This window comes from Kitasatospora sp. NPDC004289 (assembly GCF_053602875.1).
In genome coordinates this window covers 23,446-38,031 of the sequence record NZ_JBSGEL010000072.1, presented here as the reverse complement: position 1 = coordinate 38,031, position 14,586 = coordinate 23,446, and the positions used below count along the sequence as shown (strand labels likewise).

Below are 14,586 nucleotides of genomic sequence, written 5' to 3'. Positions count from 1 at the left end.
TGTTGCACTGGAACTGTTCGAAGAGGCAATACCCCGGCCGATTCGCCCACGTACGAGCCCCTCACACGGGCCGGGGGCGGGTGGGTGGCGGGGGCGATTCGCCGATGGCGAATCGGCGTGCGGGCGGCGGCCCCTGACGGGGCCTCAACTGGGTGGGTGGCGGGCGTGAATACGGCACGGGCCTGCGGCCCGCCATGGGGCCCGTTCCGGCCTGCGGCCGGGAGCGTTAACGATGTGACGCGAATCGCCGGTAGCAGGGCCACCCCTGACGGGGCGTCCGATTCGGCGTTGACGATGTGGCGCGAATTGCCGGTAAGAGCACCGTCCCTGACGGGACGGCGGAATCCGAGTGTCCCGTTCACGATATCGCGCGAATTCCCGGTGAAAGGCCATCCCCGATACCGGCATCGGGCGCAGCCGCGCGGGGCGGGTGCCTGGCGGGGCGCCGTGGCGGCTCTTGGGGCGGCCTGCGGCCTCAGGGAGTACAAGAGAGCTGGGCGAGGGGCCGGGCGGCGCCCTGGCGGGCCCCGCAGGGGCAGAGGCAGCTCTCAAGGGGGCGGCGGTGCCGGCGTACGGCCGGGGTGGCAGCAGGGGCGGGACGGGTACGGCGGGGCACCCGGTCGGGCTCCGGGACACCGCCAGGGCACGGGGAGCAGCGAGCGGCAGGAGCCGACCGGGACGACGGCAGGGCACCGAGGTGGTGGGGCCGCGGAGGCCAAGGACGACCACCAGGCGCTCACCCAACACCGCGCTGAAGGCCGCCTCCGCCCGCGCCGACCCTGCCGTCGGCGGGCCCGGCCCCGGCCCCCGCCGGGCGCAGCGGCGGGCACCGGCACGGGGCGCGGAGGCAGCTCGAGGCAGGCACCTGGCGGGCGTCGCGCAGGCCCGCCGACCGGGCACCGCTGGCACCCCAGGACCGGGCCCCGAGACCGGCTCCGAGGCCCCTGCCGCCACCCCTCACCGAGCAACACCCGCAGCCCTCCCGCCCACGACCGGGCGAACATGCAAAAGCTGTCCAGACTCCGGGGTGCCGGGATGCAAAAGGTGTCAGGCACCCCGCCCCCACCACAGCCGCACCCCACCCGAGGCAGTCCCCACCCCGAACCAGGACAGGGACCACCACCCAACCGGAGCGCAGCCCCACACCACCACCCCCCGCCCTCCAGGAGGCCACCGCCCTCCCCAGCACGGGCGGCCCGGGGCCGCGTGGGCACCGGCCCGACGGCCGCGAAGAGGCTGGCCTGACGGCCGAGCCGTGGACGGCGCGGGGCCGGGGCCTGACGGCCGGGCCATGGGCAGTGCGGCCGGGGCCTGACGGCCCGGCACCGGAGCGGGCGCGGGGCCGGGAGCCTGCGGCACCGGCGAGCATGACGGGGCGGAGTGGAGGGTGATAGCAGGGGCTACGGCACCGGCGAACGTGGCGAGGTGGCGGGTGGTGGTGGCCTGCGGCCCCCAGCGCGGAGACACAGCGCGCCAGGACAAGGCCGGGGCGCGGCCTGCCACCTCCCGGAGACAGCAGCACAGCAGGGCAGGGCTGGCCCGGGCAGGAGAGGGCCAAAGTCAAAATTCATGCGCCAAGTACTCGAGATCTGTTCACAATGCAGGATGGACCTCTACCGCAACATTGCGCGCCCTGCACTGCTCCCATTGTCTGCCGTCCATGAAGCAATCCTGAGTGACCTTGACCCCCAAGCAGGCGGCGTCAGCTGGTGGACAGGCCATCTGGATACACCTCGGAGAATCCTCGTCGGCGACTACCTCCTCAGCCTGACCAGCTCCACAGAGGACAACCTCGTGGAGGCAGCCATGCACGTCCATCGGTTCAGCGAGGCTCAGGAAGCGGAAACCCAATGGTTCAAACGACGCGTCCTGACCCGCTCCCTCCTCGGCGATCGCTGGCTGGATCCCGACCTTGAAACGGAGAACCGGCGTGTCGAGGCCGATGCTCACCTAGGAGCGTTCTTCCGCGCGGTGGGCAGTGTCATGGACAACCTTGCCGGTTTGGTCATCGGTGTCGCGGGGCTGAGCACCAAAATCGTGAGAGCTGACATCTCCCACCTCAACTTGGACAAACCGAGCCCCAAAGGAGCTCTACCTGAAGGCATGCCCGGTAGAGCCGTCCAACTCAAGTTGGTTGGGGAGCTGAGAGACGCCATCAACGAGGGCCCGGAGGACTGGCTGCCGTGGCTCGATCACATGCGCAACACCTTGGTTCACCGGGCTCGACGCCTCACGATCACCATCCAAGACCCTCGGCAGGCTGCAGGGTTCCTCCACCCGCTGTGCCAGGCCCCCGACTGGACCGACGCTGAAGCGATCGCCCGAAGCGGCCGCCCCCTCGCCGACTGCCTCACTGAGGACGCAACGGTCACAATGCGGGGAGCACTACTCACCGCTGTCAACGTCACCCGTCTCTGTGCCTCAGCTGCAGCGCGCACCTGGGCCGATCGCAGGACAACGCCAGACCTGATCACGCAACCCCAACAACAGTGGCCCCAGCTCGCCAACGGCCGCCAGACAAACTTTAAGGGCTGGGACCCCAACCAACTGCCCAAGTTCGCACCCAACAGTTCAATGCTTATGCACCCCAGCCGCGCCCTTCGAATCAAGGCAGGTCTATTCACAGACGAAGCCCGACCTCAATGGTCTTCCTGGTTCCGCGAGGATTAAGGCAAAGACAGCCCCTCAAGATAAATCTTCCCGGAAACTTAGGCTTTTCCAACGGGTCGACAATTCTAGAAAACACCCCGGAACGCGGCCCGGGCCCCGGACACCCACCCAACCCGGGCCGCCCCGGCCAGCCCCGGCTGCCGACCACCGAAAGTCACCGAAACTAGACCGGCTCGCAGAGCCCCCGGCCCGCCCGACCAACAGCCGAACGACGAGCCAGATTGGTCTACCAAACCCCGAACCGGGCCCGAGAAACGCCAGGAGGTCACAGCAGAAACCAGGCACCCAGAACCCCGGCAACCTTCCGCCACACCCACCATGTCACGCAACCGCCCCCGGGCCTCCAACTAACACCCGCTAGTTGGAGGCCCGCACCGAGGCAGCCGAGCGGAGCCGGCCGGGGCGGCGAACCCGGCCGAGCAGCAGGGCCAGAGCGGCGGTCCGGCAGGAGCAGAGCAGAGGCCGGGCAGCCAGAGCAGGCCGGGGCCAGCAGCCACCAGACCGGATAGGCCGAGCAGGGCCGACCGGGGCCAGGACTCCGAGAGTGGCTCAGGCGGGCCTCGGATTCGGCAGTCCAGCGAGAGCCGCCGCCTGATCACCCGTCAGTTCACTTGCGTCATCAAGGGCTGCGGCCACGGCGATCACCGCTTGCCAGTGCTGATCGAGGACTTCTTCGACCTGGTCGCCGAACAGAACGTACGCACCGAGCACGGTCGCCAAGTCATCGCTCCCGGTGAACATCTGAAGCCTCGGGATGGCCATATCACGGTCGTTCAAGGCCCCCATCTCGGCAGCCCACCCGCGCTCCTGAGTCCAGAGGCCAGCATCCCGGAGCCATCGCTGCTCGGCCCGCTCCCCTGCCGCCAACTGCTTCACCACGGCCGAGTGCGCCAGTTCGTAGTCGCCTGGGCTCATCGCGCCCTCCAGCTCCAGCCGCGGCCCGCAACCCAAGTCCCGGGTGTGCCCTGTGATCTCGACGCGCTTGACGTGCATCCCGACATGGAAGGCGACAACCGTGTGGCCGGCCTCATGGACGGAGACGGCTCGCCGATAGGTGGCCTGGTCGAGCCCCGGCACGTGGCCGTGGCAGCACCAGCTCACCGGCTCAGGATGCCGCGAGTACGTCTCGCGGCCCCACTTGAGCGTGGTCGGATACAAGACCATCCCGCCCTGCCCGTCACCCGGGGACGCACTCACCACGTGTACAGCTCCTCTCCTCCGTCACGCGACCGGGTGGCCGTGCGAGGGTACGTGCGCATGAGCGTCCAAGCAGACATGAGAGTCGCATCCCGGGGGCGGTTGCCCCGCCCCCGGGATGGATCATCAGCGGCTACGCCAGCGGCGATTGACGAGAGGAACGCCGAGGCGAGCGGCCACCGTCCGTTCCAACTCACCGACCACGACGGCCGGGGTATCGGCGCGGAGCGGCAGCACCCAGTAGGCCGCCCACTCCTCCCGCTTGGACCTGGACTCCGCCATGTGCTGACGGATACGTACCGAAGCGGCGCCCCCGCAGAGCGCCCTCTCGGGTCGGGTCCGGCCGCAGTAGCAGGCCACACCCTCCCCGTTCACCGGGATGTAGATGGCGCGACGCTCGTTCCCGCTGTCCTCCCCGATCGAGATCGGGGAGTCCCGGTACTCCTCCAGCCAGGGGCCGATCAGGCCGGCCAGCACGGCGTAGCGCGCGGGGGTCATCGTGGCGACGCCCTGCCACACCGGGGCGCTCACCAGTTGTCCGACAGGGGCTCCGACTCGGCGATCTTGCCGAGGCGAGCGGTGATGCCCGCGAGGATCGCGAAGGTCGGCTCCACCTCGAGCCAGGCGATCTTGTCGATGGTGCCGTTCTCGTCGCGCATCTCGATGAGGTCCATCAGCCGGTCCTTCGCGGTGGACACCGCCTCCTGGAACTGGGTGAGGCGCGCGGCCTCCTTGGCGGCGGGGTTGTTGCGCTCTGCCTCGGAGGTGAAGCTGTGCCGGACGGCCTGGCGCAGGTAGGCGTTGAAGGTGGAGGTCGCCCAGTCCGCCTCCTGCTCCACCAGGGACTTGGACTCGCTGTCCCACCAGCGCAGCGGGCGGCCGGCCCGGGAGCGCTTCACCGCGTCGGCCAGGAGCTCACGCCCGGGCTCGGTCTCCAGAAGGCCCTTGATGATCTGCCCGACGCTGGTGCGGGCAATGGTGGTGCCGACGGTGTCCTCCGCCGAGCCGCCGGCCGCCCGCAGGTGACCGGTGAGCACCAAGGCGACCATGCCGAGCACGCCGAGCAGGAGCGTGGCCTGGGTATCGCCGGTGTGGGCGCGGTCCCGGAGATCGTCGATGGCGCCGTCCGTGGCGGCGTTCTCCACCGCCCACTCGGTCTCGATCAGGTCCTGCCAGAGGCAGCCGGTGTCCAGTGCCTTCCGGATCGACTCCAGCGCCTTCGCCCCGATGCTCGACGAGTAGGAGCGCAAGCCCAGCTCCACGACCGGGCCGTTGCGGTAGCTCAGGTAGAGACCGGACTTGCCGAGCTGGGAGCGCACGACGTGGTTGAAAGCGTTCCCCTTACGGGTGAGCTCCTGGATGACCTGGGCGAAGCGCAGGTCGGGCAGGCTGTCCAGGCCGAGCGCGCCCATCGCCTCGGGCACCTGCTCCCGGCCGATCAGGACGTCCCGGCGGTTCCTCGCCAGGTCCGGGTCCGACTGCTCGTCGTCCAGCAGGCCCTCGTCGTAGAGGGCGGTCACGATCTCCTCGGCAACGACGGCGTGCTGGGAGCCATCGGAGAACTTCTGGTTGGACACGTTCATGCGGACCAGCACGCTGCGGACGGCGGCGGGGAAGCGCTCCATCCCGCGTTGCGGGTCGTCGTCCTCGTAGCCGACGATCACCTGGACCGGCACGGTGAGCGCGTTGAGCGCGCTCGCCGCCTTGTTCCGCTCCTTCTGGTCCGCCTCGGTGCCCTTCGGCGGCTGCGCCAGTCGCTTGTGAGCCGCCTTGGCGATCTTGCGAGCGAGCTCACGACGGTCGACGAGCGGCAGGCGCATGAGGTGCGAGGGCAGCAGCCGGATCCGGCTGTGGTCTCGGGCGTCGTCGGTCAGCCAGCCGCGCTCGACCGGCAGGAGGTTCAGGCACGAGATCAGCCGGCAGTTGCCGTCCACGGCCGTGAAGTCCTCGACGGCCTGGCCGGGGGAGTCGGTGAACGTCGCCGGCACCACCGTCAGCGGGCGCTCGACGATACGCTCCCCGATCTCCTGGGGGTTGGTCTTCTGCACGGCGATCGCGGCCCGGTCCACGGCCTCCATCACAGCCTCGAACGAGTCGCCGTGAACCAGCGTCGCGTACCGGTCGTGTGGGGCCGGCATCGACAGCGCAATCCGGCCGCGGGGCGCGTTGGGGTCGGCGGCGTAGTTCGCGTCGGCGAGGAGGCGGTCGTTCTCCACCGCCGGGGAGAGCATCGGCGCGTAGACCCGGAGAGTCAGCATCGAGAGCCAGCCGAACGCCGTCCGGTGCCGCTCGACTCGGCTGTCCTCGAGCTCCTGGGGGTCGGTGGCCAGGTAGGTGAGGCGCTCGATGTGGCTGTCACCGAGGCGAACCCCGGCGAGCTTGCCGAGGTTGGTCTGGGCCTTGGTCGTCTGGCTGACGGGCGGGACGCGGTGCTCGAACTCGCCGTCGCGGTTTCGGAAGCCGTTGACCGGGATGACCTGGACCTCGCCGGATCCAGGCTTGGAACTGATGCTCATGGGGCGCCTTCTGGGATGGCCGGCGTGTAGTACGCCGGCGTTGGCCGCGCGTCACGCGGCGCCATCCGGGCTGCCACGCACCCACTCCGCCTCTGAAGAACCTCAGTCCGTTCAGGGTTTCGTAGCGTTACCACGTCGGTCAGCGGCAGTTCGAGTGCTCTACGTGTGTGGCGGCGAGGCCGTCGCAGGCGGAGAGGAGCCCAAGTCGTGCGGTTGCAGACCTCGGTCCGCGCGCGCAGGCGTTTGACCGCCGCAATCAACGGCGTCGGCCGCACCCTACCGGCTCACTGGCCATCGCTCAAAGTGCTTTTGCTGAACTCCTTCTGACGTACCGGCAGATGCCATGGGGCTCCAGGCGCACTAGCTGCACAAACTCGAGAGACCCAGCCCAACTCCCACGTCCTGAGCGTCCAGACTGCCATCCTCGAACCCGAGAGCTGGCCCCCGCCACCTGGTCCCGAGTCGGGACGGGCGGGGCCTGGAGCGGTCGGGGTGGCAGGATCAGGGTGCTCCTCTCCCACCCCATTGCCCGCGGGTGGGGCGCCTACGTGGCCGGCTGCCACCTGCTTGCACCAGAGTCCGGCGGCCGGCCGGGACACCGACGGCGCGGGCCCCGGACGTGAAGTCCGGGGCCCGCGCCGTGGTCCGCTCGCCTCGGCCAGGCGAAGGTTCAGAGCGGGTCGCGGCGTACGACGGGCCGGCTCGGCCGACCCTGGCTCAGGGCGAGGGCGGTGGAGCGGGTGCGCTCCAACCAGGTCATGACCTGGTGCATCGTGGCGGCGTCCAGGTGGTGGGTGAGCTGGCGCACCGCCTGGTGGTCGTCCTCGGTCAGGGTGTGCAGTCCGGCCCGGGCCAGCGCGGTGTACAGCGGCTCCGCCGCCGCCCCGGCGAGCTGGCGGTGCGCACCGTCGACCCGCAGCCCCGCCTCCTGGGCGGCCTCGCGCGCACAGTCGGCGACGTCTTGGCGGTGCCGGGCGGTCATCTGGGCACGGCGCAGGCCGAGGTCGTGGTCTTGGTCGTAGGTCCCGCCGCCGGAGGTGGCGACCTCGTCGCGGATGCGCTGCCACTCCTGGCAGGCGAGCGCGGCGTGGCCCACGCCGCCCTCGTCGCCGCCGTCGGCGTACCGGTCGGCTGCGCGCAGGTCGGTGTAGGCGTCGGTGAGGGCCTGGTCGATGGCATCCAGGGTGAAACCGGCGGCCTGGCGGCGGATGCGGGTGCGGATCGCTCCGAGCAGGCCGCCCTCTGGGCCCTCGCTCTCGTCCTCGTCCGTGCTCTGGTCGTCGTCCGGGTGTGCGGGGTGCTGGGCGAGGGCGGAGTACAGGGTCACCCCGGCCTCCCAGGACTCGGCGTGCAGAACCGGCTGGGCACGGCCGTCGCCGTCGCGGGCGGTGACGAGCCGCCCGTCGACCAGGGCCACCCAGCCCTGGTGGCCGTCGACGTCCCTCTCCACCCAGCCGCGGGCGATGCCGTCGCTGTGGTGGAGGGTGCGGATGCCGTCGTGGCCGGACCAGCGCAACCAGACCGTCCCGCGCACCAGCGGCGAGTCCAGGACCGCCCGGCCCAGGTCCCGGTGGGAGGGCAGCGGCCGGCTACGGGTGGGAAGCAATTCCAGTGGGGCGGGCGCGGTGGCGGGGCCAGGACGGGTGGTGTCGGTCATCGCGGATGCTGCCTTCCGGTCGTCGGTCGAGCGGTCGGGCGGGGACGGTCCGGGCCGGGCCGCCCCCGTGGGTGGTGCTACTACTGGTCGCCTGCGCAGTCGTGGTTGGACTCGATGTACTCGCCGTCGGTGAAGTCGGTCTCGGTGACCCAGCCGCAGGAGGAGCACTCGGCGCGGCCCTCCCAGCCGATCTCGGGGCCGTCGTCTTGGTCGCAGTCGTGGTCGGCGTCGACGCTGGTGCCGTCCTCGAACTGGGCGTCTCCTCCGTCGCCGCAGGCGTCGCACCTCCAGTCGGCGGACCAGGTGACCGAGCCCTCGGCCGGGCCCTGGTCCTGCTCGTGCTGCTCGGCCTCGACTGCCGCCAGGGCGTCGAGCAGGTTGGTCTGCTGGGTCGTCAGCTTGCCGTCGGTGCGGGCCTTGTCCTGCTTGCGCAGCCACGCGCCCGGCCGGAAGGTGGGGTCCGTCTCGCCGCCGGTGCGGTTGGCCGGGCCGTCCAGGGTGCCGCCGCTCGCGAGGTAGGCGAGCAGGCGGCGGTAGGAGCGGTTCCAGTCCGGGTCGAGGCGCCACATCGCGTCCAGGGCGGTCAGCTTGGCGTCCTGAGCGGCCGTCAGCTTCGCGTTCTTGCGCTGCCGGCCGACCCAGGCGCCGACCGCGTGGCCGTCCAGCTTCTCGGCGGCCGGGACCGCGAGGTGGCCGTGGGTTTCGGCCCAGGCGCGGGCGTGAGCGTAGCCGCGGTCCCAGGAGCGGGCGTGCTTGTCCCAGATCATGCCGAGCTGGTCCAGCTCGTGGGCCCGCACCGGCGAGAGCAGGTCGGCGCCCTTGAGGTAGCGCTGGCGGTCGAGCCAGGAGATCAGCGGGCCGTGCAGTTCCTTGTCGGTCGGGTCGAGGTGGTGGTGCCCGGTGTGGAACGTGTCGGCCAGGGCGAACATGCGCTGCCACTCGGTGGCGCGCGGGTTGAACGCGCGCAGCTTCACCGTCTGGAGGATCTGGGCGGCGTGGCGGCGGGCGTTGATCCGCAGCCAGTCGACCGGGGACTCCTCCGGGGCCGGCTGCCCGTCGTCTCCGACTTCACCGGCCTCCTCGCCCGCCTCGGACTTGGTGATGTCGTCCTTCTCGCCGGCCCGCTTGGTGCGCAGCTCGGTGATGCGGCCGACGACGCGGGCGTCGTGGGCGGCGAGGGCGCGCAGGACGCGCCAGATGGTACGGAAGGAGGAGGCCTCGATCTCGTCGTCGGCCTCGGCCTTCACTGCCTGGCTGGCGTCGGTGATCTCGGCCGGGTCGGCGGCGATCGTGTCGTCGCCGATGGCGGGGGTGGGGAGGTAGACGGGGATGATGACCCAGGAGACCTTGCCCTGCCGGTAGGCCTGGCGCAGGGCACGGCCGACGGCCTGGACCACGTCGATGACCGAGCTCTTGGGGTCGGCGAAGACGATGGCATCAACCGCGGCCACGTCGATGCCCTCGGACAGAAGACGCGAGTTGCAGATGACGCAGCACTCCTCGCCCTCCTCCCCCGGCCGCTCACCGGTCGAGGCGGAGAAGGTCGCGAACGCCGCCCGCCGGTCCTTCAACTTGTCGGAGCCCGCGACCGCGAGGGCAGTCACCCGCTCCGGGCGGTCCGCGTCCGGGAGCAGCTGGGCGGTGGCGGTCATGGTGGCGGCAAACTCCCGGGCGGCGCTCACGCGGGAGTGGAAGGTGATGACCCGGCGCAGCTGGAGGTCGGCGACCGCGCGCAGCACCGCGATCTGCAGCGCGAGGCGCAGGAGTTCCTCGTTGGAGCGCTGGCCGCGGAGGTCGGCGACGGCGGGGAGGTTGAGGAGCTCCCGGAGGTCCTCGTCGGTGACGACGGGGACCAGGACGCGGTAGTCGGCGAGGTAGCCGTGCTCGATGCCCTGGCCGAGGGTCCAGGTGTAGACGGTTTCGCCGTAGATGCTGGTGTCCGACATGGAGCAGAGCGCGGGCAGCTGCTCTGCGGCCTGGCCGTCGGCGGCCGTGGTGAGGTCGGCCAGGCCCGGCTTCGCCCGGGTGTCGTCGGCGATCTTCGGGGTGGCAGTGAAGTACAGCCGCCGGGCGGCGGGGACCTTCTCGTCCGAGTGGATCGCCGCCCACGCCTTCCCCTCCGAGCCCGCAGTCCTGTGCGCCTCGTCGATGACCACCAGGTCCCACGTGGGGAGCCCGAAGTCGTTGTGGGCGGTGACGATCCGCTCGAGGGAGGCGTAGGTGGCGTAGACGGTGACCGGCTCGCCGGCCTTCGCGGACGTGACCAGGTCGGCGATCCGGGCAGCTTGCGTGGTCACCTGGGCGTGGACGCGTCCGCCGGCCTCCGCGCTCTCCAGCGCCTCCGCCCGCGAGCACGCCGCCACGGCCAGGCCCCGACGGCCGCCCTTGAGCGACCACGCGGTGGCGGTCTGCTCCAGCAGCTCGATCGTCGGCACCAGCACCAGCACCCGGCCCTTCGCCGCGAGGCGGCGGGCGCAGCCGGCGGCGATCAGGGTCTTGCCGGAGCCGGTGGCCGCGACGACCGTGGCCCGGCCGCCCATCTTGACCGCCTTCACGGCGGCCGCCACGGCGTCCTTCTGGAACCAGTGCAGGGGCAGCGGGTTGACCAGGACGGGCGGCTCGGCCTGGGCGGGAAGAGAGGCCGGGCCCAGCTGTCCGGCGGGGACGTCCTCGATGTCGGTGGTGGTGGTCGTGGTGTCCACGGCGCGGGGCTCTCCTTCGGATGCTGAGACGGCGGATCGGGGCGGGCTGGTGGTGTGGCACAGTCCGCGGTGGGTGGTCTCTCCCCGGGGCCAGGTCATGGTTGGGGAGAGACCACCCGGTGCTGCTACTGCTCGGGCACCCATGCACGGACTTCCAGGTACGCGATGTCGGCGTCCTCCACAGCGCGGCCGGTCTCCACCAGCCATGCCTTCATGGCCTCGGTGACGTCGCCGTGGTGGTCGGCGACGCGCTGGGACCACTCGGCCGCGTCGAACCCGCCGGACGAGCTGGAGCCGTAGGTGCGCTCCTCCGTGCCGTCCGAGCGGGGGATGAAGCCGCGCCGCACTCCGCCGGAGTCCTTCTCGGACCCGGCAGAGTAGACGTACTGGTCGGCCTTCATCCGCACGGTGAAGGCGAGCTTCCCGCCGGCCTGCCCGGTCTCGTGGACCACGGGCGCGAGGTGGGAGGCGCCGGAGCGGATCGCCTGCTTACCCGCCCGCCCGGCCATGGACCCGCCCGGGGTGCCGATGGTGTCCTTGCCACGCACCCGCGCCTTCTGCCCGCCCTTGGTGGTGCGCCGCTTGGTGTTCGCCCCGGCGATCCCGGCCAGCGCCTCCTCGTCCCGCACCCCGCCCCGCACCGCGCGGAGCACCTGGCGCAGCGCGCCGACGAACGCGGCGCCCTTGCCCTTGGTGAAGAACTGCGACACCAGGCTGGCGTCGCGGCCGAGGATCTTGGCGACCTGGCGCTTGGTGTAGCCCTGGTCGATCAACTGCTGGGTGAGCTGGGCGGCCTCGTTCGGGTTCTGCGGGTCGGCGGGGCTCAACTCTGCTCAGCTCCCTTCGCGGCGAGTTCGGCGCGGCCAGGGCCGCGCAGCGTCAGGTACTGCTCCTGGGTGGTGGGGTGCGGGACCGGTCCGGTGAGGTGGCCCTTGAGGAGGTAGTCGCCCACCTCGCCCCGGTAGGGCCAGGGCTGACGCTCGGTCAGGGCGATGGCGTCGGTGCCGAAGTAAACGACCGTGCCGGGCTTAGCGTGGAGGGCGCCTGCGTGGCCGACGATCTCCTTGCCGTCCCGGTACTTGGTGTCCAGCAGCGCCGCCCTCGCTCCGGACCACACGTTGGCGGGCAGTTCGGGGTGGGCGTTGGGGTCGCGGGAGAACCCGGCCTGCCGCTGCCAGGTCACCACCGTCTCGTCCTGGCCGAGGATCTCCACCCCGGCCGGAAGCGCCTCGGTGAGCGGGGTGGTGCCGGTGACCAGGCGCGGGCGCTGGGCGAAGCCGCCCAGGCCGAACAGCAGCACCGAGCGGACCGCGCGGGAGGCGAGGTAGGCGGCGGTGCGCTGCCGCTCGTCCCCATGGACGCGGGCGAGGTTCGTGAGGTCCGCCCAGGCGGACTTCAGCTTCTTGCCCCACTCGTCGAGCGGCTTGCCGTCCTCGAAGACCAGGCCGTCCAGCACCTCGACCTTCCACGGCATCAGGTGGTTCGAGAGAGCGAGGTGGACCTCGGCCCCGCCCGCCCAGGTCGTGAAGGTCGTGCCGGGGTCGGAGGGGTAGACCCAGGCACGCTCGCCGGTCACCGGCGCCGGGAGCAGGCCGACGTGGTTCCACCCCGCCGGGACGGTCACGCGGATGTTCCAGTGCGAGCAGGACATCAGCGCCTTGGTCTGCTCCGCCTGCGACATCGCCGCGAACGCGGCCGCGGTGATGCGGCGCGGGGTACCGACCGGGGACTTCCACAGATGCTTGGCGTAGGCGAACGTCCGGTCGTACTCCACCAACGCCGGCAGCTGCTCCGGCACCCGCGGCGGCAGGATCAGCTCGGTACGGCCCTGCCCGGCGGTCGCGTGCAGCAGGCCGCGCAGCTCCTCCGACAGGACCGGGTAGCCGCCCGCCCACTTCCCCTTCGTCGGGATGGTGCGGGTCCACAGGTCTCGGCCCGTCTGCGACGGAGAGCCCATCAACACCGCGTCGTCCCAGTGCCGGCGCAGCGCCTGCCACAACAGCGTGAACGCCAGGCGGCAGGTGGCGACGTCGGCACCGTCCGGATCGAACCACTCCCCCATCGACCGGACCTCCACCATCGGCCCGTCCGGCGCGGCGGCGGGGGCGTAGCGGCCCACGGGCTGACGCTGGTGGACGAAGTGCCCCGCCAGCTTGTCCCGCCCCGAACCCACGGCCGTGGTCCACCGCGGCGAGGGGGTGTTGAGCCAGGCCGCGACCGCGTCCTTGAGCGTGGAGTACCGCTCGGCACCCTCGTGCCAGGGGGCACCGGCGGTGACGTAGACCCGCTCCGTGCCCGGCGCGGCGGCCAGCACCGCATCGAGGATCTCCCCCGGCGACTTCGCACCCAGGGCCAGGCGCACCACCTGGTCCCGGACCGCCAGCTCACCGGTCGCGGCGTCCAGAAACACCGTGGCGCGGGCCTGCTGGGTGAAGGCCGGGCGCTTGGACACCAGGCCGCTGGTCACCGCCTCGTAGCGGGAGGCGTCCGGGCCTTCCGGGATGGTCGGCAGCTCGCGCGGCCCGGACTCCGCTACCGGACGGACCGGCGCAGCGACCGAAGCGACCGTCGCGGCGGCGACGACCTGGTCCTCGACCTCGTCCGGCGCCGGAGCCATCACCACGGCCGGGACCGGCTGCTCGACGGCGGGAGTCGGGGCGGGGCGGGTCAGCGCCGGGGCGACCGCGCCGACCGGCTGCGGCGCAGCCTCGGCCACCAAAACCGGAGCCTGGTCGGGCGCCGCAGTGGAGACAACGGCGGCGGCCTGCTCCTCGGCCTTGGCGGTGCGCAGGGCGGCCGGGGTCGGGTCCAGCAGCGGCGCGATCCGCACCACGTCGGCCAGGGTGAGGCCGGACGCCTTGGCGACCGCGTCGGCCTTGGCGGCCTCGTACCCCGCGAGGCCCGCGACCTGGCGCGCGCGCTGGGCGGCGAGCTTGTCCAGCTCCTTCTGCGCGGCCGCGACCGCCTTCTCCGCGGCCGTGATCTCGGTGCGCAGCTCGCGCAGGCCAGCGAGCCCGGCGGTGTACGTCTGACGGTCCATCAGGATCTCACTCCCCTTCCGAGGTCTCGGACTTGCTGTCGGCCGTGGTGTCGAGGGGGCGGGCCCGGCGGGCCAAGGCCAGCCAGCCGTCCGGGCCCTGGGTGCCGTGGATGTCCGCCAGCCCGGCGAGCAGGAACGCGTACGCGCCGCGCTTGGGAGCCCGCGGCTGCGCGGTGCCGTTCTCCCACTTCGCGAAGGTCTCCCGCCGGGTGAACAGCACTTCCGCCACCTCGACCTGCGTCAGGCCGGCCGCCTTCCGCAACCGCTCTCGCTCAGCGGGTTCCGGCAGGTCTCCGCCATCCCGGGCCTTCGCCAGCAGCGCGTCCACCGCCGCGTAGATCTCACTCATCACATACCTCCATACGAGAAAGGTAGCATATTTAACCGCATTTTGCGCACATAGTTAATCGCACATGCACCGCAATATAGCCTCGTTCGAGGCGGGTGGTTCTTGGCCAGGTCCGCCGGGGCCGTCGGCCAGGTTGCTGCCCCGGACCGACGGCTCGTCGGCCTACTCGGTGTCGGTCGCCGGGCGGGCCCGGCACGTCTCGCAGGCCGGGGCGGCCGACGGCTGGCGGTGGCGCAGCCGGCGGATCGCGGCGACCGTGTTCGCCGCGCCCGAGGCGGCGAAGCCGACGTTGCGGATCGCGCGGCCGAGAGCGGCGGCCTGCGGGCCGGACGGATCGGCGATGGCCTCGGCAAACAGCAGGACAGTCTGAACGGGCGACATCGCGCCCTCCTTCTGGAAGAGGTTCTGTGCTTTCACCCCTTCGAGGCACGGAGAGTCCACAAGACAGCAGGCCC

Annotated in this window: 10 protein-coding genes; 1 reads left to right on the top strand and 9 read right to left on the bottom strand. The window is 71.6% G+C overall.

Annotated elements, in window-relative coordinates:
• The first annotated feature begins 1,605 nt into the window (after positions 1-1,605).
• Positions 1,606-2,670 (top strand): hypothetical protein, encoded by a 1,065-nt coding sequence (locus ACWEPF_RS32985; RefSeq protein WP_452175476.1) that lies wholly within the window; start codon positions 1,606-1,608, stop codon positions 2,668-2,670.
• A gap of 549 nt (positions 2,671-3,219) precedes the next feature.
• Here ACWEPF_RS32985 and ACWEPF_RS32980 read toward each other — a convergent pair.
• The 9 genes from ACWEPF_RS32980 to ACWEPF_RS32940 all read right to left on the bottom strand — a co-directional run bounded on the left by ACWEPF_RS32980 (position 3,220) and on the right by ACWEPF_RS32940 (position 14,512).
• Positions 3,220-3,870, bottom strand: coding sequence for a hypothetical protein (locus ACWEPF_RS32980; RefSeq protein WP_452175475.1), 651 nt, complete (start codon positions 3,868-3,870; stop codon positions 3,220-3,222).
• Positions 3,871-3,993: 123 nt separating this feature from the next.
• On the bottom strand, positions 3,994-4,398 hold the full coding sequence (locus ACWEPF_RS32975; RefSeq protein ID WP_452175474.1) for a hypothetical protein: 405 nt from the start codon (positions 4,396-4,398) through the stop codon (positions 3,994-3,996).
• On the bottom strand, positions 4,395-6,383 hold the full coding sequence (locus ACWEPF_RS32970) for a hypothetical protein (RefSeq protein WP_452175473.1): 1,989 nt from the start codon (positions 6,381-6,383) through the stop codon (positions 4,395-4,397). Before ACWEPF_RS32970 ends, ACWEPF_RS32975 begins: the two co-directional genes overlap by 4 nt.
• Before the next feature lie 670 nt (positions 6,384-7,053).
• The gene (locus ACWEPF_RS32965; protein WP_452175472.1) at positions 7,054-8,040 is read right to left on the bottom strand and encodes a hypothetical protein; all 987 of its coding nucleotides are present in this window, start codon (positions 8,038-8,040) and stop codon (positions 7,054-7,056) included.
• An 80-nt stretch (positions 8,041-8,120) separates the two neighbouring features.
• Positions 8,121-10,742 (bottom strand): Helicase associated domain protein, encoded by a 2,622-nt coding sequence (locus ACWEPF_RS32960; RefSeq protein WP_452175471.1) that lies wholly within the window; start codon positions 10,740-10,742, stop codon positions 8,121-8,123.
• A gap of 125 nt (positions 10,743-10,867) precedes the next feature.
• Positions 10,868-11,569, bottom strand: a complete 702-nt coding sequence (locus tag ACWEPF_RS32955) for a helix-turn-helix domain containing protein (RefSeq protein ID WP_452175470.1) — start codon at positions 11,567-11,569, stop codon at positions 10,868-10,870.
• The gene (locus ACWEPF_RS32950; RefSeq protein WP_452175469.1) at positions 11,566-13,782 is read right to left on the bottom strand and encodes a hypothetical protein; all 2,217 of its coding nucleotides are present in this window, start codon (positions 13,780-13,782) and stop codon (positions 11,566-11,568) included. The genes ACWEPF_RS32955 and ACWEPF_RS32950 overlap by 4 nt, the downstream gene beginning before the upstream one ends.
• A gap of 7 nt (positions 13,783-13,789) precedes the next feature.
• Positions 13,790-14,131, bottom strand: a complete 342-nt coding sequence (locus ACWEPF_RS32945; protein ID WP_452175468.1) for a helix-turn-helix domain-containing protein — start codon at positions 14,129-14,131, stop codon at positions 13,790-13,792.
• Between the two features lie 162 nt (positions 14,132-14,293).
• Positions 14,294-14,512, bottom strand: coding sequence for a hypothetical protein (locus tag ACWEPF_RS32940; RefSeq protein ID WP_452175467.1), 219 nt, complete (start codon positions 14,510-14,512; stop codon positions 14,294-14,296).
• Positions 14,513-14,586: the final 74 nt, after the last annotated feature.